The 22,348-nt window shown below is 45.2% G+C and carries 11 protein-coding genes and 6 pseudogenes; 9 read left to right on the top strand and 8 right to left on the bottom strand.

The genetic code is table 11. The annotated features are described in order from the left end of the window. Nucleotides 1-93 precede the first annotated feature (93 nt). The 4 genes and pseudogenes from glmM to rlmE form a co-directional block, all read right to left on the bottom strand. Nucleotides 94-326 (bottom strand): annotated as a pseudogene (glmM, locus tag A4A68_RS03840) (phosphoglucosamine mutase); the annotation flags it as partial. Nucleotides 327-504: 178 nt separating this feature from the next. Continuing rightward, a pseudogene (locus tag A4A68_RS03835) lies at nucleotides 505-1,225 on the bottom strand (dihydropteroate synthase). 131 nt (nucleotides 1,226-1,356) lie between these two features. Then, nucleotides 1,357-3,273 (bottom strand): ATP-dependent zinc metalloprotease FtsH, encoded by a 1,917-nt coding sequence (ftsH, locus tag A4A68_RS00765; RefSeq protein ID WP_067565459.1) that lies wholly within the window; start codon nucleotides 3,271-3,273, stop codon nucleotides 1,357-1,359. Nucleotides 3,274-3,308: 35 nt separating this feature from the next. Continuing rightward, nucleotides 3,309-3,953, bottom strand: coding sequence for a 23S rRNA (uridine(2552)-2'-O)-methyltransferase RlmE (gene rlmE, locus A4A68_RS00760; RefSeq protein WP_067565457.1), 645 nt, complete (start codon nucleotides 3,951-3,953; stop codon nucleotides 3,309-3,311). Nucleotides 3,954-4,127: 174 nt separating this feature from the next. On the opposite strand from rlmE, the pseudogene A4A68_RS03650 reads away from it, so the two are divergent. Then, a pseudogene (locus A4A68_RS03650) lies at nucleotides 4,128-4,256 on the top strand (YhbY family RNA-binding protein); the annotation flags it as partial. A 182-nt stretch (nucleotides 4,257-4,438) separates the two neighbouring features. On the opposite strand, the gene greA reads toward A4A68_RS03650, so the two are convergent. Further along, complete coding sequence (greA, locus tag A4A68_RS00755) at nucleotides 4,439-4,915, bottom strand: transcription elongation factor GreA (protein WP_067565454.1); 477 nt, start codon at nucleotides 4,913-4,915, stop codon at nucleotides 4,439-4,441. 817 nt (nucleotides 4,916-5,732) lie between these two features. Between greA and def the strand changes: the two genes are divergently transcribed. From def to A4A68_RS00735, 4 genes and pseudogenes are all read left to right on the top strand, one after another. Then, a complete protein-coding gene (gene def / locus A4A68_RS00750; RefSeq protein WP_067565452.1) occupies nucleotides 5,733-6,248 on the top strand; it encodes a peptide deformylase in 516 nt (171 codons plus the stop codon). A gap of 22 nt (nucleotides 6,249-6,270) precedes the next feature. After that, nucleotides 6,271-7,221, top strand: a complete 951-nt coding sequence (gene fmt / locus A4A68_RS00745) for a methionyl-tRNA formyltransferase (RefSeq protein ID WP_067566510.1) — start codon at nucleotides 6,271-6,273, stop codon at nucleotides 7,219-7,221. Between the two features lie 533 nt (nucleotides 7,222-7,754). Further along, a pseudogene (locus tag A4A68_RS03140) lies at nucleotides 7,755-7,988 on the top strand (Rrf2 family transcriptional regulator); the annotation flags it as partial. Nucleotides 7,989-8,173: 185 nt separating this feature from the next. Beyond that, nucleotides 8,174-9,331 carry an IscS subfamily cysteine desulfurase gene (locus tag A4A68_RS00735; RefSeq protein WP_067565449.1) on the top strand — a complete coding sequence of 386 codons (1,158 nt, stop codon included), beginning with the start codon at nucleotides 8,174-8,176 and terminating at the stop codon, nucleotides 9,329-9,331. Nucleotides 9,332-11,696: 2,365 nt separating this feature from the next. On the opposite strand, the gene glyA is transcribed toward A4A68_RS00735, so the two are convergent. Together glyA and djlA are read right to left on the bottom strand one after the other, a co-directional pair. After that, entirely contained in the window at nucleotides 11,697-12,950 is a 1,254-nt protein-coding gene (gene glyA, locus A4A68_RS00730) for a serine hydroxymethyltransferase (RefSeq protein ID WP_067565445.1), read from the bottom strand. Between the two features lie 400 nt (nucleotides 12,951-13,350). Then, nucleotides 13,351-14,156: pseudogene (djlA, locus tag A4A68_RS00725) on the bottom strand (co-chaperone DjlA). Between the two features lie 153 nt (nucleotides 14,157-14,309). Between djlA and lptD the strand changes: the two are divergent. From lptD to rsmA, 4 genes and pseudogenes are all read left to right on the top strand, one after another. Continuing rightward, nucleotides 14,310-16,658 (top strand): LPS assembly protein LptD, encoded by a 2,349-nt coding sequence (lptD, locus tag A4A68_RS00720; RefSeq protein WP_408605379.1) that lies wholly within the window; start codon nucleotides 14,310-14,312, stop codon nucleotides 16,656-16,658. 65 nt (nucleotides 16,659-16,723) lie between these two features. After that, nucleotides 16,724-18,019: a peptidylprolyl isomerase SurA gene (gene surA, locus A4A68_RS00715; RefSeq protein WP_067565440.1), complete on the top strand. Its 1,296-nt coding sequence runs from the start codon at nucleotides 16,724-16,726 to the stop codon at nucleotides 18,017-18,019. Between the two features lie 8 nt (nucleotides 18,020-18,027). Next, nucleotides 18,028-18,997 (top strand): annotated as a pseudogene (gene pdxA, locus A4A68_RS00710) (4-hydroxythreonine-4-phosphate dehydrogenase PdxA). After that, nucleotides 18,990-19,808: a 16S rRNA (adenine(1518)-N(6)/adenine(1519)-N(6))-dimethyltransferase RsmA gene (gene rsmA, locus A4A68_RS00705; protein ID WP_067565436.1), complete on the top strand. Its 819-nt coding sequence runs from the start codon at nucleotides 18,990-18,992 to the stop codon at nucleotides 19,806-19,808. The pseudogene pdxA and the gene rsmA overlap by 8 nt, the downstream one beginning before the upstream one ends. A gap of 339 nt (nucleotides 19,809-20,147) precedes the next feature. Here rsmA and priA read toward each other — a convergent pair whose 3' ends face one another. Beyond that, on the bottom strand, nucleotides 20,148-22,343 hold the full coding sequence (gene priA, locus A4A68_RS00700) for a primosomal protein N' (RefSeq protein ID WP_067565433.1): 2,196 nt from the start codon (nucleotides 22,341-22,343) through the stop codon (nucleotides 20,148-20,150). Nucleotides 22,344-22,348: the final 5 nt, after the last annotated feature.

The raw sequence follows: 22,348 nt of genomic DNA, 5'->3' as shown, positions 1-22,348 counted from the left end.
TACCGTCACAAGTAGCGACATGCCAGGACTCTACCTTGCAGCAGGCGAGAGTATCTCATTCCTGATTGATATGCATTTCGTCTCGGATGGTATCCGAGAGACTACATCGACTATGCAGCTAACTTTTCCTAGATCCGCTGATTCAGCACAGGTCAGCGAAAGCCCTGCTTCAATAGCTTTTGGGTAGTTTCGTGCTGTCGATAGAAAGAACGTAATGCCGTTATCATAAAACGAATTATATGAAGCGGAGATCATAATACCGGCCTCGGCGCGAAAAGTACGGGTTCAATAAGCAATAGCTAGAGAGTCGGCATCGAGCCGGTAAACACAACGAAAATCACGGTTACCTATGCAAGCCGTGGCGAGCCAGTACCTTTCGGTAGCTCAGACGCGCTTAAGTATACAATCCAGTGTGATAAGTCTATCGCTTTCGGTGCAGATAATGATTATTTATTTTAAATAAATCCCCTTCTCTGCAAACGTGGCTTCCACCATGCGCATTGCTTATATAGTTTGACTAACGTCATGCACCCGAAGAATCTGCGCCCCTGTAGCACGGCGATAACCGCACATGCGACACTGCCTGAAACCCGCTGTTTTTCTGGAAGACCTAATAATTCTCATTGATTTACGCGACATCCCCACTAACAGCGGCAGGCCAAGATGATGCAAATCACCCAACCTGAACAGGAAGTGGCATTATGTACCAAAGTTTTTCTGAAATCAAAGCCATGGGTCAAGCAACAGTCAATTTTGGTGATTCCGGCAGTTTCACAGCGTGACATTTGATGTATGAAAAACCTTTACCTCTAACAGCACATTCTAATAATGCGGATTTTCACCTTGCATATGCATTAGACAAATGGAAAGCTGGCTGGCGGCTACGGCGTTCAAGGCACCCGGCTAACTAAGCGAGCGGATATTATTGATCAAATGGGTCTCGGCCGTTGCATTTTCACACATCACTAGCGCCTTGGAAGCGTCTGCAGTAAAACTATAAAAGCGGTCCGCTAACGTCGTTATTACCGGCTCTAAGCGTTCAGAGAGGCATCAACAATATCGATCAAATCCGCACCGGCTGCTAGAATCTCGGCGGCATGATCGATAGCGTCGGACAAACGTCACCATCGTCGGAAAATGAATCTGGGATTACATTTCGGATCCCAATAATGACGCGCGATACCCATAGGCAAAGGGTGCGCTTTTGCGCAATAAGTTGCGTTATGGCGCTACCTTAATTCTGTACACACAGCTTGCAGCTATTTTAGCATTTAAGCGAGAAAAGCCCAACGTGTTGTCTAGCGAGGGGAGTGTCCGCCAAATTCTTAATCCAGGAAACCATTAGAAGTTATCGTATTATTTCGATATGGTATCACTTGGATTTGGAGTGCTCGGTTCCTCTATGTAAGTCGGCGCTCGAGGCGTCCTGTCGTCGTCGTTATTCCCGGAAATGGTATTGTTCCAGTCTACTGGTGGACAAACCGCTTTGCGACTCATCAGATCGTCGATCTGCAGCGCATCGATAGTTTCATATTGCATCAACGCATCCTTCATGGCATGCAAGATATCTATATTTTCCGTCAGCAACGCGCGAGCACGGAGATAGTTGCGTTCAATTAGGGATTTCACTTCCTGATCGATAATACGTGCCGTTTCATCGGACATATGCTTTGGCCTGGCCATTGAACGACCAAGGAACACCTCTCCCTCTGTTTCCGTGTACAGAAGAGGACCGAGCTTTTCGGAAAACCCCCACTGGGTTACCATGTTGCGGGCAATAGAAGTAGCTACTTTGATATCGTTAGACGCTCCGGTAGACACTTTTTCCGGACCATAGATGATTTCCTCGGCCAGTCGGCCACCATACAGAGTGGATATTTGGCTTTCTAATTTCTGGCGGCTGACGCTAATGGCATCATCTTCCGGCAGGAAGAAAGTTACCCCTAAAGCACGACCGCGTGGGATAATCGTCACTTTATGTACAGGATCATGCTCCGGCAATAAGCGGCCGATAATTGCATGACCGGCCTCGTGGTAAGCGGTAGACTCTTTCTGTGACTCAGTCATCACCATCGAACGGCGTTCTGCGCCCATCATAATTTTGTCCTTAGCCTTCTCAAATTCCACCATAGAAACTTCACGCTTGCTGCTGCGGGCGGCGAACAACGCTGCTTCATTCACTAGATTAGCCAAATCGGCCCCGGAGAACCCGGGGGTCCCGCGTGCAATCACCGACGCATCCATATTGGCCGCCAGCGGTACACGACGCATGTGCACTGTCAGAATCTGTTCGCGGCCGCGAACATCGGGTAGACCGACCACGACTTGACGGTCAAATCGGCCAGGACGTAATAGCGCTGGGTCAAGTACGTCGGGACGGTTGGTCGCGGCAATGACGATAACGCCCTCGTTGCCCTCAAACCCATCCATTTCCACTAGCATTTGATTTAAAGTTTGTTCGCGCTCGTCATGACCGCCACCGAGGCCTGCGCCGCGCTGACGCCCGACGGCATCAATTTCATCGATAAAAATAATGCAAGGCGCCGCTTTTTTTGCTTGCTCAAACATGTCGCGCACGCGAGAGGCGCCGACGCCGACGAACATTTCTACGAAGTCAGAGCCGGAAATAGTAAAGAAGGGTACTTTAGCTTCCCCAGCAATCGCTTTTGCCAGCAGCGTTTTACCGGTTCCAGGAGGCCCTACCATTAGCACACCTTTCGGGATCTTTCCGCCCAGTTTTTGAAAACGGCTCGGTTCGCGCAGATAATCTATTAGTTCACTAACTTCTTCTTTGGCTTCATCACAACCGGCAACATCGGCGAACGTTGTCTTAATCTGATCTTCCGTCAACATCCGCGCCTTGCTTTTGCCAAACGACATCGCGCCTTTTCCTCCACCACCTTGCATCTGACGCATAAAGAATATCCAGATCCCAATCAACAACAGCATCGGAAACCAGGAGATAAAGATAGAAGCCAGTAGGCTGGGTTCCTTTGGTGGCTCACCCACGACTTTGACGTTTTTAGTCAAAAGAATATCGAGTAGCTTAGGGTCGTTAACCGGAATATAGGTAGTATAGCGGTTACTATCTTTTTTTGTAACGCTGATTTCACGACCGTTAATATGCGCTGCCCTAACCTGATCATGCGTTACCTCAGACATAAAAGTAGAATAATCTACTTTACGTCCATTGGACTCCCTGAGCCCGAAGCTTTGGAATACCGACATCAGTACGATTGCAATAACTAACCAGAGAAGCAAATTCTTCGCCATGTCACTCAAAGGATTAACCTCATATTACAACAGTGTTAACAATTAGCGTAGGGTATAAATTTGCGCCCTGTCGCCACAATATACACTTCGCGAGAACGAGCCCGAGAAGCGTTTGGCTTGCGGATCTTTACTTTCATAAATAGAGAGCGAAGTTCTCGCAGGTATTTGTCAAAACCTTCTCCCTGAAAAACTTTAACTAGGAAACTTCCGCCTGGTGCTAGGATATCCCGGCACATATCCAATGCCAGCTTGACGAGATACATAGATTTTGGAACGTCGACTGCTGGTGTTCCGCTCATATTTGGCGCCATATCGGACAATACTACTTGCACCTTTTTCTGGCCTATGCGCTCAAGCAGAACTTGAAGCGTCAAGGGGTCACGAAAATCTCCTTGGAGAAACTCAACACCTACCATCGGGTTCATCGGCAGGATATCACAGGCGATGATACGCCCTTTTCCGCCGATGTATGCAGCGACGTACTGCGACCAACCGCCTGGCGCTGCGCCCAGATCTACCACAGTCATCCCGGGATAGAATAGCTTGTCGCTCTGCTGTATTTCATCAAGTTTAAACCAGGCACGGGAACGCAGTCTTTTTTTTTGTGCCTGCTGAACGTATTTATCGTTCAAATGTTCCTGTAGCCAATGACTAGAGCTTGCGGAACGCTTTTTCGCCATCTTGCAATAATCCTCTATAGCGGTAAAAAGAACTGGCCTCCAACGCACCAAATCGCAAATACCACTTTGGCACCATCTACGAGATGGTGATAGAATATACCGATTTTAATCCTAACCTAAGTAAAAACACACATAAATTTGAATAATAAATAAAAATGATGCCTTAAAAGGCAGGCTGATTCGATGAAGCGTGTTGCCATGCTAGGCAATAAAGGCCTGACTAAAGGTGTATTAGTAAACATTGAACAGGTGCTGCAACATCATGAGCTTATCAAGGTGATAATTTCTGAAAAAAGCACATGAGATTAAAACGCTGAATTTAGCGTTGTACCGGATGACTGCAGAGCGGAAAATGATGTTGTCCTGATAACATCAGGCTCTCCGATCCACAGACAAATGGTTAACCGAGGCCTTTCTTTACAAAACCGACGGTATCTTTTGTAAGTAAAAACGGACGGTGATCGGCTAAAATGTTGATTGGAGGCTTATAGATACTCAACTTTGAGAATTTCGTATTCTACCTTGCCACCTGGTGTTTTGATGACCACGCTATCCCCTTTTTCTTTGCCTACTAGGCCGCGGGCAATCGGCGAATTAATAGAAATTAGGTTTTTTTTGAAATTAGCTTCATCATCGCCAACTATATGATAGGTTTGTGTTTCTTCACTATCTAAGTTTTTTACACTGACTGTTGCGCCGAAAATGACGCGACCGCCTGGAACCAGTTTGGTCACATCAATTACCTGAGCATTGGATAGTTTAGCTTCGATTGCCTGAATGCGGCCTTCACAGAACCCTTGTTGTTCTCGGGCGGCACAATACTCAGCGTTTTCTTTTAAATCACCGTGTTCACGGGCTTCAGTGATAGACTGTATAATTGCGGGTCGGCGGACGTTTTTAAGATATTCAAACTCTTCCCGCAATTTTTTAGCGCCGCGTAATGTCATAGGAATCTGATTCATGATTATACCTCTAAATAAATTCTTTTTGCTAAATAATAGTCATCTTGACGCGACACACGTTTCACTGCTCACCAATTGCAAAGCAAAGAATCTCGAATCGTTTTCAGGACAGAAGCTATATTGTAATATGTATTCTATCGCAGCGTGCAGAATGGATCATCGTTTGCTTGATATCTGTTTGCATATCTGCTGTTGTCACAAGATTGCATCCTAGATCGCAGCGAAAAGAACCTGAATGTTTGACAAAGAATGTCCTTTTTTAGCAAATCTCAATTTTACCTACTACTTATGGCGGTTGTCATAAGACGTAAGGGTATAATATTCTTTTAAAATAAAAAATAATTTTATCAGTATATCTGTTAACACGAAGCCCTGGCTTCCTGCTAAAAAAAATAATGGAGTGGTGTCGAAAAGATAACAGATTGTTTACTTAGTACAGTATTTTGAATTCCAAAGCACGTTGCCACTGGAAAAATTTGATGATGATTGACTGAATCATACCTGTCATCTCTTTTTAGGTAATAATTTAAAGTTATGCTTTTCTATCCGATAAGTATATTTAATTACTACAGACTAGTGGAGTCCAACAAGGCCTAATTTCTGTAACGTCGTCGACATGATTATTACTAAGTCTGGCAGATAATATATTGATAGCGCTGATGCTACCGCGGAGTTAAGACTGTCTTTAACAACGATTGAGCACCTTTTTCTGTAGCAACGTCCGGACATTTTTTGTCCAATGCTGTTAATCAGTGCTGAAAACGTCTAGAATAAGGCTGAATGTCGAATTAATACTTAGATTCAGATTTAAATAACTATGTCATTATTGAAGATACTTCATTATCCTGATAAGCGACTCCGCAAAGTCGCTAAACCCGTCGTCAGTGTTAATGACATCATCCGCCGCATTGTAGATGATATGTTTGAGACTATGTACACCGAAGAGGGTATTGGTTTAGTTGCTACTCAAGTCGATATCCATCAGCAAATCATTGTAATCGATATCTCGAAAAGCCGCGATCAGCGTCTGGTGTTAATTAACCCAGAATTATTGGAGAAAAGCGGTGAAACAGGTATTAATGAAGGATGTTTGTCAATTCCTGATCAACGTGGCTTCGTACCGCGGGCCGAAAACGTAAAAGTACGGGCGCTGGATCGCGACGGTAATAATGTCGAGCTAGAAGCAAACAATTTGCTGGCGATCTGCATCCAACACGAGATGGATCACCTATTGGGTAAACTGTTTATTGATTATCTTTCGCCGATGAAACGTTATCACATTCATCAAAAAATGGAAAAACTGGCTCGTATAAACTTGAGGACAAGAAAGTAAGCCAATGCTATTAGGAAATATCATGTACGATTCTTTACGTATCATCTTCGCTGGTACGCCGGATTTTGCAGCGCATCATTTGGATGCGTTGATGCGTGCCAAACAGCAGGTAGTCGGGGTTTTCACCCAGCCGGATCGGCCCGCAGGTCGTGGCAACCACTTGACACCTAGCCCGGTAAAAAAATTGGCTAAGTGGCATAACTTGCCTGTATTTCAGCCAGCTTCATTATGCACAGCTGCGGGGGAATGGAGCGTAGCGGAGCTAAATGCAGATATCATGGTGGTAGTGGCTTACAGTATGATTCTTCCTCAGGCCGTGTTGGCGCTGCCTAGGCTCGGTTGTATCAATGTGCACGGGTCGTTATTGCCACGTTGGCGTGGAGCAGCACCCATTCAGCGAGCAGTATTGGCCGGCGACGATCGCACAGGTGTAACGATTATGCAGATGGATGCTGGACTTGACACTGGCGATGTGCTGCATAAAGTCGTCTGCACAATTCAGCCTAACGATACCAGTGCTTCGCTGTATGCCAAACTGGCGAAAATTGGGTCTGAGGCTCTTTTATTTACGCTCACGCAGATCGCTGCAGGTCGCGTCGTCACAGAACAGCAAGACGATGCCCTTGCGACCTATGCCAAAAAGCTCAGCAAAGAAGAAGCTCGACTCGATTGGCAGTTGCCCGCAGCTCAGCTTGAGCGCTGTATCCGTGCTTTCAATCCGTGGCCTATAAGTTATTTCTCATTAGCAGGACAATCGATAAAAATCTGGGCCGGGAGCGCCGATGAAGGACAGATGTCTTCACATGCGCCTGGCACGATATTAACTGTGGACAGAGCTGGTATTCACGTTGCTACCGGCGATGGCGTATTGACGCTGACACAGTTGCAGCCTGCGGGTAAAAAAGCAATGTCGATTCAAAGCTTGCTCAATTCACGCCGTGAATGGTTTATTCCCGGTACCATTTTGGATTAATCCTTACCTGTAGAGATGAGTGATCTGTCTCTACTATCGATGCAAAGCAAAAACACCCATAGTTCGATCAACTACCAAAGCAAAAGCATTGCGGAGTCATCCTATTTGAAAAATGAATCCAGTCTGTCTAGCAGGCGCTATATGTGCAAGATCATTAACGCCAATACAACGGCCGCTGATATGGTAGTGTATCAGCCAGCTGTTACAGCTCCTAACGCTAGTCTTTTGACTAATACTTGAATTTGTGTACTCACATCAAATGTTTTATTTGTAAAATTATTTAAATTAGTATGATAAATCATTAGTATATAACTATATATTGTTATCAGTAGATCTCAGTTAAAATCAATATCTTGCAATTACTCTGAAACCAATAATTAGTATTTATGATCGATTAGTTGATGGCTACGACTCTGTGAGGGATTGGTGCCTCTGCGTGTAATCATTGAGTCAATTACTTAGTTAAATAGTTATTATTTTAATCAGGAATGATGGTAGACTTTTGACTGCGTCATTTTACCGGTGTTTTGATTATGAGACTAACTTCTAAAGGCCGCTACATAGTTAGCGCAATGCTAAATGTCGCTCTCCATTTTGGTAAGAGACTTGTTCTATTCGCTGAAATTTTCGAGCACCAAGGTATTTCGCTTGCCTATTTAAAACAACTGTTTTCCCATCTGCGCAAACATGAACTGCTGATTTTCGTCGGCGCGATTCTTACAGCTGTGGATGAATCTGTGGACACCACACGCTGCCAAGATAAAGAAAGTTACATGCAACATTAGCGAGTTTTTCGAGAATATTCTCGCAGAACTAGTTAGCAATAAGAGAGATCCGTAACGATCGCCGATCGCCAAGACAACAATACCCGTCGTCATCTTGCTAACAGCTGGAAAAAGGAAATGATTAAACATCAACCTATGCGCTTAAGCATAATGGGAGTTAACGCTGCATGAAATTACCGATTTATCTTGATTACTCTTCTACTACGCCGGTCGATCCACAAGTAGCAGACAAGATGATGCATCATCTTAGAATCGATGGTATTTTCGGTAATCCATCTTCTCGATCTCATCGTTATGGTTGGCAAGCAGAGGAAGCCGTCGATATTGCCCGTAATTATATCGCTGCTCTGGTGGGCGCTGACCATCGAGAAATTATTTTCACTTCTGGCGCCACCGAGTCCGATAATCTGGCTATTAAAGGGGCGGCTCATGCTAATCGAGCCAAAGGTCGCCATATTATCACCGCCGTGACTGAGCATAAAGCAATATTAGATACCTGTTTGCAATTAGAACAAGAAGGTTTCACGGTTACAAGGCTAATACCGGCGGCGAACGGCGTTTTCACTTCACAGCAATTGGATGCTGCAATTCGTGATGATACGATTCTAGTGTCGTTAATGCATGTCAATAATGAAACCGGCGTGATTCAAGATATCGAGGCATTCGGTGCTCTGTGTCGTACCCGTGGGGTGCTGTTCCATGTAGACGCTACTCAAAGCGTCGGGAAATTACCTATCAATCTTAAAACATTGCCGGTTGATCTGATGTCATTTAGCGGACATAAAGTATACGGACCAAAGGGCATTGGTGGCCTGTTCGTTCGACGTACGCCGCGTGTGCGAATCGAAGCACAAATTCATGGTGGCGGCCATGAGCGAGGTATGCGTTCCGGGACGCTGCCGGTACATCAAATTGTCGGGATGGGAGAAGCTTATCATCTTGCGGCGAAGACGATAGCAAAAGAAATTCCGCGTTTGCGAGCTTTGCGTGATCGTTTGTGGGAAGGACTACAACGGATCAGTGGGGTGACTGTGAATGGCTGTCTGGAACAGAGCGTAGCGACGATGCTGAACGTTAGCTTTCGCGATGTTAACGGCGAATCGCTTATTATGACCCTGAAAGATCTGGCGGTGTCAACAGGATCTGCTTGTACTTCTGCCAGCCTTGAGCCGTCCTATGTACTGCGCGCGATGGGGCTGGATGAAGAGCTTAACCACAGCTCTATCCGTTTCTCTTTAGGACGTTTTACCACTTCTGAAGAAATAGAATATGCTATCAAGAAAACTCGAATGGCTATTACGCATCTGCGTAAAATTGCACCTTAATACGCCAACAGTATAGCGAACTAGGTACATAATAAACTTATAATGCCGGCATCGTAGATCTGCTGCGCTATAAGTTTACGCCAGTAGCCCTAGCTCTTCGACACTTCTACTCCGAGTTTGCTATTTTAGTCATCGTGAGCGTTGTCGTTATTATTCACGCGCGACTAAGATCTTGTAAGGCTGATTTCTCATTTTTTATTATTAGTTTTAAAGAAAATCATAGTTGAAAGTATCTGCTTTTATAGTACCGGGAGGTAAAGACGGTCTTTCTGAAAGCTGGTAAGCCCCTAATACGCCAAACAACACTAATAGCATCGGCACATTGACCACTATATAGATGAATATTGCTCGTAGGATAATATTATTTACACACACCATACCAATAAAATCCATCCTAAATAGATGAACATAATATAAACATGATTACGATCAGGCAGTCGCCAATAGAATGTCGGTGATCGCTAGACTGATTTCACCCAACACAGATTGCACAATCTTGGTCAGTACTGCACAACGCGACCGTCAGAATAGCTTGCACTGCCAGCAGAACCAATGCGTCGCCACGTTCTGTGCTTAAACATATGGCAAAATGCCGCATTGTCATCCCAAGATTGCAAATATAGTAAGAAACTGAATAAAATCATTAATCCGCGGTGTAGAGAGATTGCTTAAGTTAACTATCTAATCAAACAAACCAGTTGGCAGAGGGTTGGACTGTGTTCATTTTACAAATGTGCTATCGCCGGAAATCAGCGATTATTATAGGAGATAAAGTTTTTAGTCTACATCCTGCAGACAGATAAGATCTGGCAAAGTTAGCCGCTAAGTCTATGTAGCCCAGGTAACTAGAAAGCACTATTATCAATAATCGTGCTTATCTGAATCGATACTAGCAGAATAAATAGCAATAATAGCAATAAGGTCATGATTGCCACTTCTAGTGGACGCCACCTCCACAGCAAATGCTGCACTTTTATCAGAAGCGGACCAGCTGCTATCATTACCGATGATGCCATGAAAAATCGAGCATAAGGGGCTATACTACCCAAAATAGTATTTTGGGTAAATCGTGAAACGGGCACATGGAAATCCAAGATCGAGCCTTTCTCCTTAAGCAAAGACGGGTTGCCTGAAACTTAATGATGGCTAATGTGACTACTAGCATTATGATAGGGTGCGGATGTAGTTGTTCTCGTGGCTGCTAGTGGCGTGGGATTTTTAGACCGGCCGAGATGAACTAAAAATACAATAGATTATCGTTAGAAATTAAAGATGGCATTGGTTATTCTTTTTTTAGGCAAACAAAAATAGAAAAGATAGTCGCATAGTTTTCATATACATTCCATGCTTCAGTCATTGCTTCTAGCAGGTGCTGAAAAGCAGCAGCGCGATACAATATATTAATCCAGTTGCAGATGGTAAAGGATGTTTCCCGTTGCCAACGTAATTTCTTGTCAAATCTCAGCGTATTGTCGCATTTGTAACTCCAGGAGATCCAGTTACTAAAGCCGAGAAGATATTGTTTTGCTCAGGGGAAATGCAATGATAGTAGTAATGACTCGCCAGTCGTTCTTCCTCACTCTCCAGACAGATGATGATACTGAAGTACGGTGCACCTTTGATGAACGACACTGTTTTCTAACGTTGTGTAATGTTCCTGCTAACCTTAGGGTTTTGTCGAATCAACTCGCTGTGACGTGTTTTTATTGAAGTGAGCAATAAGAGCGCCATCTCTGGCAAGTACACAAAGATCATCTATATTACTGATACATAACGTCAGTACGTGCTGTTTATTGACAAAGCAACATCAGCGATTAAGCTCCATCGTGACTCAAATTACTGGTAAACATGTATAATCCAATGATTTTGTCATCCATCGTTTTAATTCTAAAAAGAAAATAGTTTTACGAGTAAGAAGCTTATGTTAGTGCTTGATATTCGTGCATTGTCCTCTGCATCTAAAATTATGGATTACCACATTAATGGTAGTTTTATGCATAAGCGAAAATAACATTGTAATGTTTCAAATACAGTTTGAAGATGCAATGTTGAGCTCCCGATGTCGAATAACCATTGCAATGGTGCATGAGAAAATTATTAGATCATACACTACTATCAGTAATCTGGGTCACTTTTAAAAGCATGTGTAGGAAATCACGGTATCCTCATTTTGCCGATCCTGACTACACCGACGCATCAGACTCAATCAGATGCTGTTATCACTTATCTAATGTCTCGACAAGGCAGCGCAAACTAAAATAAAAGTTAATGCCGTTGACGCTAAATATCAAATGCTACTGGCTCTTACCGCCGCGCCAATTGACAGAGTAGAGATCCAGCCAAAAAAACTGGCCCTGCTTGATCATTACGTGTAGACAGGATACTGGATACAGATATCCAGAACTTTTTTCTTCGTACGCTCGATCATGGCATCGTCATGAATATTGTCTAATATGTCGCACATCCAGCCCGCTAAATCTCGCACATCAGCCTCGATAAACCCGCGACGCGTCACCGCCGGTGTACCGATACGCACTCCGGAGGTGACGAATGGGCTATTCGGATCATTAGGAATGCTGTTTTTATTAACGGTAATATTAGCACGGCCAAGAGCCACATCTGCTTCTTTTCCGGTCAAATTCTTATCCACCAAATCCAGCAGGAAGAGGTGATTTTCGGTAGCTCTAGAGATGACTTTAAAACCGCGTGACAAAAAAACCTCTACCATGGCTTTAGCGTTTTTAGTTACCTGCTTCTGATAGGTTTTAAATGCTGGCTCCATCGCTTCTTTTAGCGCAACTGCCTTAGCGGCAATCACATGCATCAATGGGCCACCTTGAGTGCCTGGGAATACGGCAGAATTCAGTTTTTTATATAGTTTTTCGCTACCGCCTTTGGCCAAGATTAAGCCACCGCGTGGTCCGGCCAGTGTTTTGTGGGTGGTTGTAGTCACAACATGGGCATGAGGAATCGGATTTGGATGCACGCCAACAGCAATAAGACCTGCCACGTGTGCCATATCTACAAACAGATAAGCACTGATGCTATCGGCAATTTGTCGCATCCTTGCCCAGTCCACTATGCCAGCGTAAGCTGAAGAACCGCCGATGATCATTTTTGGCTTATGAGTTTTCGCTATCTCAGCTAACTGGTCATAATCAAGATAACCGCTCTCATCAACGCCGTAAGAAATAACATTATACAGTTTGCCAGAGAAGTTAACTGAAGAACCATGAGTTAAATGGCCGCCGTGTGTCAAGTGCATACCCAATATCACATCGCCCGGCTGTAATAATGTAGTATAAACTGCGAAGTTGGCCTGGGAGCCAGAGTGAGGTTGGACGTTGACATAATCGGCGCCAAACAGAGTTTTGGCACGATCGATAGCTAATTGCTCTACTATATCGACATATCTGCATCCGCCGTAGTAGCGCTTACCAGGGTAGCCTTCAGCATACTTATTCGTTAGTTGTGAACCCTGCGCTTGCATAACACGCGGACTAGTGTAGTTTTCAGATGCAATTAGTTCAATATGCTCTTCTTGGCGTACTACTTCTTGCTCCATTGCTTGCCACAATTCGGCATCATAATCCGCAATATTCATATCACGTTTTAACATCCGCTTCTCCTAACTCAGCTAACTAACTCGACGATCTAAAAAAGAGGAATATCAAGTATAATCTTTTTGCCTGACTTCCAAATAAAGTTTTGTTGGACTCATCATGTAATAAGTAAATATAGTCATTGGATGATATAGACAACGACAATGCACGCTGCCGGCGTATCTTCTAGCTGGAATCAGCATCACAGGCTATGTGCTGCGTTGACACCATGAAAGACTTCTTGCTCATCCCTCATAATTCTCCTGTCTATATACCCTTATATCTTTCAGGATACGTACGTTATGGTGGTCAATATTAAGGCGGATTTAAAGCTGTAGTGAAAGTTTCGCAAGCACAAGCCGCGCAAAACTACAATGTCTGCATCTACGGTTAACTATTTGCCAGCATGTACGCTACTTAGCGAAATCCTTTCTCTCGCTCAGCAAATCAAGGCTTGCTGAATCGCCTGAGCTCTCTGCTTGGCAATCTCCATCGTCTCTGGTGGTAAGCCTGTTGCTACTAGTTTGTCGGGATGATGCTCGCTTATCAGTTTGCGATAGGTGCGCTTCACCGTAGGGCCATCGCCCTGTGGGCTAACGCCGAGCACTTTGCAAGCGTCTTCTAAAGTCGGTCTGACGATATCCGCTATGATAAGATTCCTGCTGTCCGGCAAACAACGCGTATCCCTCTATCATGCTGAGAAACTGTTTGAACTGGCTTACGGCTGATGCTTAACTCTTCAGCGATAATGTATAACACCTGCCGTTCGTTAGGATGCAGAAATCCATCGATGAAAACGGTCTGGATCTGAATTTCTAAAAACATACGAATAAGGTCGAAACGACCAAAGCAGATCTTTCGAAACTCACGCAACCGATTGCGTAGTGAAAAATCGCGTTCTTTACCTGTGCGAAATGCGCTCCTGCGCGGCGCTTGTTAGCGCATCACTAAGCTGCATCTGTGTCATCAGCCTGTTGGCGCTCACGATATCTACCGCAGTAACCCGTCCTTTAGATTTAATTAAATGACCCATCACCTGCAATGTGGTACGGAAAAAACGTTTTTCCTGGTTTGTTGACCTAAAAAATAACTAGAACCTGTCACGGGGCGACCCGTGCTTTGTCTACTATATGGCCTATTAATAGCCCTAGAATCACGCTCAACAAACCGCCGCTCACCAAGATAGCCAAAATAACGCCTAACAACTTACCCCAATAACGCATATACTCCTCAATTCATCATACTTACCATTTCATGCTAAGCCTAACGGCGCGAGAAGAAACGGCAGAATTTAGCATTGGCGCACGCTAGCAAGCGATATGCTTTCTGCCCGTTTGCCGAGACGAACTTTGGATGACTGGACATCTAAAATGCTCATAAAAAAATGTTTACTCATATTTTTAACCAGCCTTATTGGATCCGCTCTTTATAGCCGACAAGCGTTTCCCGATCTAGTGGGTCAATGTCTATTGAGCGTACCGGCCTATACTAAACCTCTGATCATCGGCGATGCTAATTCATTTCCGGTGCATATCCAGGCTGATAAAGTTGTAGCTAATTATCCCGAATATATGTTCTTTAGTGGCAACGTAGATATTAAACAAGGCAACAGCACTCTCACTGCAGATGAAGTGCAGCTCACGCAATTCCAGGCGCAGAACAACACATCGCTGCGTACCGTCACTGCTACAGGACATGTCAATTATTTCAGTAATTCGATCAAGCTGCAGGGACCAAAAGCCTGGTCCAATCTTAATACTAAAGACACTGACGTCTATCAGGGTAATTACCAGATGGTTGGACGGCAAGGCCGCGGCAACGCCGATAACATGAAACAGCGCGGAAATAACCGTTATACGGTATTGGAAAACGGCAGTTTCACGTCGTGTTTACCCGGGGACGATAGTTGGAGTATTATGGGATCAGAGATTATTCACGACCGCAAAAAGGAAGTCGCTGAAATTTGGAACGCATACTTTAAAATCAGCAACGTACCGGTATTTTACAGCCCATATTTAACAATTCCGGTCGGCAACAAACGCCATGCCGGCTTTCTTATTCCTCATGCCAAATACGGTAGCAATAATGGATTCGAGTTTATTGCGCCATATTACCTAAATCTGGCGCCGAATTATGACGCCACGATCACGTCGAATTACATGAGTCAACACGGTATCCAGATTCAGACCGAGCTCCGCTACCTCACCACTCCTGGGGAGGGACTGGTGGCATTTGACTGGCTTCTTAAAGATCGGTTGCACAAAAACAAACAAGCGATCGACGGTGATCGTGATCGTTGGGTGTTCTACTGGCGCCATAATGGAATCCTGAATAAGGTGTGGCGTTTCAACTTTGATTATACTAAAGTCAGTGATTTTTACTACTTTAATGATTTAGATTCCAAATACGGTAACACCACCGACGGTTACGCTACGCAGAAATTCTGTTTCAGCTATGCCGACAAGAACTGGGAAGCCGCCTTGTCGTATAAACAGTTCCAGGTCTTTAATACTAATAGTAGTAACGCTTATCGTGTTGTTCCTCAACTTGATGTAACTTACTATAAAAACGATGTTGGTCCGTTTAATTTCAAAATATTCAGTCAAGCGGCTAAATTTACCAATATTCACAACAGTTCCCCTGAAGCGATCCGATTACACATCGAACCTACGCTTTACTTTCCGCTAGTGAACCGTTGGAGTAGTTTCAATACTGAAACTAAACTAATGGCAACGTATTATCAGCAAAAAAATATTGACAGGAACAATGTCAGCACAGATACACGCCGTTATCTGAAAAGCGCGGTAAACCGCGTATTGCCGCAGTTCAAGACTGAAGGCAAGATGTTGTTCGAGCGTGATATAGATTATGCACCGAACTACACGCAGACACTGGAACCGCGCCTGCAGTATCTATTTGTGCCTTATCGAAACCAAAACGATATCGGCGTTTATGACTCCACCGTCTTGCAAACTGACTATACTGCTTTATTCCGCGATCGAATTTACAGTGGTCTGGACCGCATCTCCTCTTCTAACCAATTAGCGGGAGGTATCACTACCCGTATTTATGATGATCAACACGTAGAACGATTTAACGCTTCCGTGGGTCAAATCTACTACTTTTTGCGGCCCCGTACCGGTGATATTACAGGCGACTGGAATGATTATAATAATACTGGCATCGTGGTATTGGCAGGGGATAGCGACTGGCGTATCAGCAATCAGTGGAGGATTCGCGGCAGCCTGCAATATGAATCTAGGCTTAGCAGCGTTGCGTTGTGTAATACGGTACTTGAGTACAAAAGAGATGAAAACCACATTTTACAATTAAATTACCGTTACGCAAGTCAGTCATATATTACGCAGATGTTATTTGATATAAAAAACCGTCGCAGCTTTCAGCATGGTATTTCGCAAGTGGGAGTAATCGGAAGTTGGTCGTTTGCAGACCGTTGGTCGCTGATTGGGGCGTATCATTATGACACGAAAGCAAATCAGCCGAGAGACCAACTTGTCGCTTTACAATATAACACTTGCTGCTGGTCTATCAACGTGGGCTATGAACGGAAGATGACCGACTGGAACAAAACGGGCAACTTAAGCCAGTACAACAATAAAGTGTCGCTTAATATTGAGTTACGCGGTTTGAGCAACAATTATAATTTGGGTGCGAACAAGATGATGCTAGCCTCCAGTATATTGCCCTATCAGCGGATATTTTAGAGTTACAGTCTCGACGTAAACATTGAACTTAACCCTCATATACAGTTGATATATCTGGAATCATTATGAAAAATTGGAGAGCATGTATCCTTGGCATCGTCCTGTGCGCTAAGGGCGTGCTCGCGGCACCGCAGATTGTGGACAAAATTGCCGCCGTGGTGAACAATTCCATTGTTTTGGAAAGCGAAGTGAACAATATGTTGTCTATTGTGAGACACAGCGCTCAAAAAGCTAACCAACAGTTGCCGGACAGCGCGACACTACGCCGACAGATCCTCAATCTGCTAATTATGGATAGCATTATTTTGCAACTGGCTGAGCAAGATAACATTACTATCAGCGACGAGCAGCTGGATCAGGTCATCGATAATATCGTCGACCAAAACCATATGCCATTCGATCAGCTTCGCAACCGCTTGGCCTATGATGGTATGGATGATCATGCCTATCGAGCACAAATCCGAAAAGAGATGTTGATTGCCGAAGTACGTAACAGAGAAGTCAGCCGCCGCATTACTATTTTGCCACAGGAAATCAAGTCTCTTGCGCAACAGATTACTATCCAGGCCAGCAACGGCGCAGAATTTAATCTCAGCCATATCTTCATTCCGTTACCAGAACACTCGACGCAGGATCAGCTGGACAAAGCGGAAACGCTAGCCACCTCAATTATTGCGCAAAGCAAAAACGGCGCCGACTTCAGCAGGTTGGTAATGACTTATTCCGGTGATACTCAGGCGTTGAAAGGCGGGGAAATGGGATGGAGAAAATTGAAAGAACTGCCATCTCTGTTTGCAACATGCCTACAGAGTACTCTGAAAGGTAAGATTATCGGCCCAATTCGTTCCGGAGTTGGCTTTCATATTCTAAAAGTTAACGACGTCCGCGGAGGCGATCAGAAAGTGATAGTCAAGGAAGTTCATGCACGCCATATTTTACTACGTACTTCGGTCATGATGAATAACCAGCAAACATATGCTAAGTTAGAAGATATCGCTACACAAATTAAGAAAGGAGATATCAGCTTCGCTGCCGCCGCCAAACAGCTGTCCGAAGATTCTGACTCGGCAAATCAGGGCGGCGATCTTGGTTGGATTTCGAATAATGCCTTCGATCCAGCGTTCCGCGACGCGCTAATACACCTGAAGAAAGGGGAGATTAGTACGCCAGTGCACTCTTCTTTCGGCTGGCATCTAATTCAGCTTATCGACACCCGCCAAGCGGACTATACCGACAAAGTCCAAAAAGATCGCGCCTACCGACTGTTATTTAACCGCAAGTTCTCTGAAGAGGCGGAAACTTGGATGCAGGAACAGCGCGCCTCCGCTTACGTGAAAATATTTGATAGCCATGGACAGTAAATCAACGCATTGTTATCACTCCCGGCGAATTCGCCGGGAGTGGTCCGGATCTTGTCGGTCGCTGAACTAGCCAACAGACGTAGCCAGCAGAATTAGTTATTTGTGCTGTGATCCCGCGTTGTTGACGATGCGGGCAAAACAGCTTGCTGCCGTTGAAACTGTAACCTCTATCGGCCTGAACAACCGGTCACCACGCAGCGATCCGGCGAACTAACGGTGCTAGCTATTGTGACCTCTGCACCAGTCGTCGCGGCAGCTGAATAACACCAATAGTTATTACGTGATCGAAACGCTAGCCCGAGCTTTTATGATGGACTGCCTTCACGCTGCATTTTCAGCATTACTCACAGGTTCAGCGCATAAGGTCGTCATTAACGACAACGGCATAGCGGTAATACTACTGAATATTTCGCTCGGCGCAACGGAAGTAATCGCGTCGTCATGACGTTGGTCACTGACTGCGTGTCATGCACGCCACCACCCACTTACCGCTACTAGCAGCTCCTAAAACGGTCGCTCGACGGTCCCTCGATGACGTTATAACGATTCTGGTCCAGAATCTGCAGCAGCTATTCGGCATCGCGCAGCTGTGCATTTACGTTTGTGGGTTGAATCCCCATGCTGGCGAGGGTGGACATATGGGCCGTGAAGAAATTGAGGTGATATCGCCAGCCATGGATACGCTACGCGCTAAAGGTTATAATCTCGTTGGTTCTCTGCTCGCTGATATCTTATTCAATCGAAATCTTTGCAGAAGGCAGACGTGGTGCTAGCGATGTATCACGATCAGGGTCTTTCGGTTAAAGTATCAAGAATTCGACCGGGCGGTTAATTTTATTCTTGGGTTCTCCCTGTATTCGTATTTCTGTCGATCATGGTACCGCGCTGGGCTTAACCGGATCAGGTCAGGCGGGAGCAGGGAGTATTAAAGCGGCACTTAATTTTTCCATTGATATGATAAAGCATTATAATGAATAACCTCGTATACCAAGGATATTTAGCACGAAAACGTTTCGGCCAGAACTTTCTACATGACAGCTCAATCATTGAGGCTGTTGTTGCCGCTATATATCCGAAGCCAGGTCAAGCAATAGTAGAAATCGGGCCGGGTCTCGGCGCTCTAACTCAGCCGGTAGTGGAACGCGTTGGTGAAATAACTGTTATCGAACTAGATCGCGATCTAGCCTTCCGTCTAAGCAGACATCCTTTTTTACAGTCTAAGGTAAATATTATGCAAAAGGATGCAATGATGGTCGATTTTGCAGCTCTGTCTGCTGAACGGAGACAGCTATTGCGGATCTTTGGTAATTTGCCATATAACATCTCTACATCGCTCATGTTTCACCTTTTCAGGTATACTAATGCCATACACGATATGCATTTCATGCTGCAGAAGGAGGTGGTCAACCGATTAGTGGCCGGTCCAAATAGCAAGACCTACGGCAGGTTAAGCGTCATGGCCCAGTATTACTGCCAGATCATCCCGGTACTGGAAGTCCCGCCTATTTCATTTCGACCGGTACCAAAAATAAAATCAGCAGTGGTACGGCTGGTTCCTTATACCACGTTGCCATTCCCAGTGAAAGATCTGAGTAAACTCGCCATGTTGACCAGACTGGCGTTTAATCAACGCCGTAAGACGTTGCGTAATAGCCTAGATAATCTTTTTAGTGCGCAACAAATGGAAGAGCAAGGCATCGACGCAACACTGCGTGCGGAAAATGTGAGCGTTGAGCATTATTGCTGCTTAGCCAACGTACTAGCGAAACGCTCTATTTCACAAAATTAACAGGAACGCCAGGCATTACAAGTCCTATTTTTGTTCTTCTGCTTGTTTAAGGAATGGATTGCTATCACTGTTTTATATTGTAACAATAATACAAAAGCGTTGAAAGCCTCACCTATACTATAGACTATAAAACGTGTGAGTGTATACGGAGGTGATTAAGGTAGTAAAGTAGTAACGCTCAATTGCTCTTTTATATCCTGAGGATAAGCACAGCTTCTTCGCCTTGCTTCTTATAACAGCACCTCCTTCTTTTTATCAGATTCCGCGTCGGCGGGAAACGACCAGGAGACTGCTGAAACTCTTACGGTCATTTCTGAAACGGGATTGCAGAAACTGTCTTCAATTGTCAAGGGGGTCTACGTCCAACGACCATTTCACTTTGCGTGACTGTAACAGTGTGCTCACTAGCGGCAAACTGGCGGTAACCAGGCGTTGTAACTGTAGACGAGAAGGGTGGAATAGCAACAATTGCCAGCGGAAACGCCCACTGCGCTTGGGCGCTAGCGCTGGGATCGGTCCTATTAGCCATAATGCATTGTCACGCAGCGGGCTGTCGTCCAGCAATTGACGTAATTGTTCAAGAAATAATCCCGCCTGGTGATTATCATGATCGTCAGCCCGAAACACAATGTGACTAGTAAAAGGCGGCAACCCTGCCTGGTGACGTTCTTGTAAAGTTTGCCGCGCAAACTCCATATAACCGCGATGAAGTAACGTTTGCAGAAGTGGATGCTCTGGATGACAGGTCTGTAATAATACTTCTCCTTGCTTGTCAGCGCGGCCAGCCCGGCCGGCGACTTGCGTATATAACTGGGCGAAACGTTCGGCGGCGCGAAAATCTCCGGAAAATATTGCGCCATCCACATCCAGTAACGATACCAGCGTAACATTTGGAAAATGGTGCCCTTTAGCGAGCATTTGAGTGCCAATTAAAATGCGCTTGCCGCCAAGCTGCACTTGATTTAAATAATTTTCCAGAGCTCCTTTACGCGCTGTAGTATCGCGATCGATGCGTGTTATTGGTACGCTTGGAAATAAAGGTGTAAGTGCTGCTTCCAATTGCTCGGTGCCTAACCCGAAAGTGACCAGCTGGGTAGAACCACACTGCAGGCATTGATATGGCAGCGGACGTTGGCTGTCACAGTAGTGACAGCGTAACTGACGCTGATATTGATGCAGTGTATAATAGTGATCGCAGCGTTGGCATTCAGCAATCCAGCCACATTCGTGGCACAGTAACGCTGGTGCGAAACCACGCCGATTTAAAAACAGCATGACCTGATTATCAGCCTGTAAATGTATGCGCATTTTGTCCAAAAGAGGCGTCGAGAGGCCGTTGGTTAGCGCAAGCCCTTTTATATCCAACAATTTTTGACCTGTGGGTTTATCGCTGCTAGCACGTTTATCCAACGTGAGTTGACGATATTTTTTCTTCTGCACATTATAAATGGTTTCAAGAGCAGGCGTAGCGGTACCAAGAACAATCGGTATCTTTTCTTCTCGCGCGCGAAAAACAGCAAGATCGCGTGCGTGATAGCGCCAGCCTTCATGCTGTTTATAAGAACTATCATGTTCTTCATCGATGACAATAATACCCAGCCTGGCGAAAGGGGTGAACAGCGCCGATCGAGTACCAATGACAATAGCGCATTCACCGCGTCGCGCTTTCATCCAAACAGCTAGACGTTCGTTATCGTTGAGCCCCGAGTGTAAAACCTCAACCGGAGCATTGAAACGCTCGCGAAAGCGGGCAATGGTTTGCGGCATCAAGCTGATTTCTGGTACAAGTACCAGCGCCTGTTGGCCTTTGGTAAGAATATTTTCTAGTACTGTCAGATATACTTCGGTTTTGCCGGAACCTGTCACGCCGGCTAACAACCAGGCAGCAAACCGGTTATCTTCGTTGCGAATAGCCCCAACAGCAGCAGCTTGTTCGGTATTTAGCCTCTGCCGTTTGTCGTTAACCCGAAACTCGGGACGCCAGTCGTGTGTATCTGCCGTCCGAAGCCGCAAATCACATAACCCTTTGGCTCGTAGTGCCTGCAGCGCGGTATTGGCTAACTGCAGTTCGCTCACTTGATGGCGATATACCGGACCACGCAGTAGCGACGCCAGTGCTTGTTGCTGTTTAGGTGCTCGCTTCAAATTCTTTGGGAGCGTACTGAGGCCCTGTTCCGTAGCGAACCACTGCCACAACGGTGCTATCGTAGCGGGTTTTCCTTGGCGCAGCAGAACAGGTAAAGCGTGGAACAGTACTGCGCCGGCTGGATAATGGTAATATCCGATGGCCCAATGTAGGATGCGCCAGAGGCTGTCCGAAAACAATGATTGACTGTCGAGGACATCGCTGATTGGTCGTAACTTGTCCAGGGCTACATCGCTGTGATTGTGAATGGCAGTAACGATGCCAATAGCTTGACGTTGGCCAAATGGAACCCTGACCCGCCCCCCAATTGTCGGCGTCGCGTTATCGGGCAAAAGGTAACTAAATATTCGAGCAAAAGGCACCTGTAATGTAACATTTACAAAGGACATGTATC

Source organism: Candidatus Doolittlea endobia (genome assembly GCF_900039485.1).
GTDB classification, from domain to species: Bacteria; Pseudomonadota; Gammaproteobacteria; order Enterobacterales; family Enterobacteriaceae; genus Doolittlea; species Doolittlea endobia.
Note: the sequence above shows the minus strand (reverse complement) of the source record. Positions and strands in the feature narration are given on the sequence as shown.

Coding starts and splice junctions, on each gene's coding strand:
- priA (WP_067565433.1), bottom strand. CDS start 22,343: ATGTCCTTTGTAAATGTTACATTACAGGTGCCTTTTGCTCGAATATTT.
- rlmE (WP_067565457.1), bottom strand. CDS start 3,953: ATGGCGAAAAAGCGTTCCGCAAGCTCTAGTCATTGGCTACAGGAACAT.
- surA (WP_067565440.1), top strand. CDS start 16,724: ATGAAAAATTGGAGAGCATGTATCCTTGGCATCGTCCTGTGCGCTAAG.
- fmt (WP_067566510.1), top strand. CDS start 6,271: ATGTACGATTCTTTACGTATCATCTTCGCTGGTACGCCGGATTTTGCA.
- glyA (WP_067565445.1), bottom strand. CDS start 12,950: ATGTTAAAACGTGATATGAATATTGCGGATTATGATGCCGAATTGTGG.
- greA (WP_067565454.1), bottom strand. CDS start 4,915: ATGAATCAGATTCCTATGACATTACGCGGCGCTAAAAAATTGCGGGAA.
- rsmA (WP_067565436.1), top strand. CDS start 18,990: ATGAATAACCTCGTATACCAAGGATATTTAGCACGAAAACGTTTCGGC.
- A4A68_RS00735 (WP_067565449.1), top strand. CDS start 8,174: ATGAAATTACCGATTTATCTTGATTACTCTTCTACTACGCCGGTCGAT.
- def (WP_067565452.1), top strand. CDS start 5,733: ATGTCATTATTGAAGATACTTCATTATCCTGATAAGCGACTCCGCAAA.
- ftsH (WP_067565459.1), bottom strand. CDS start 3,273: ATGGCGAAGAATTTGCTTCTCTGGTTAGTTATTGCAATCGTACTGATG.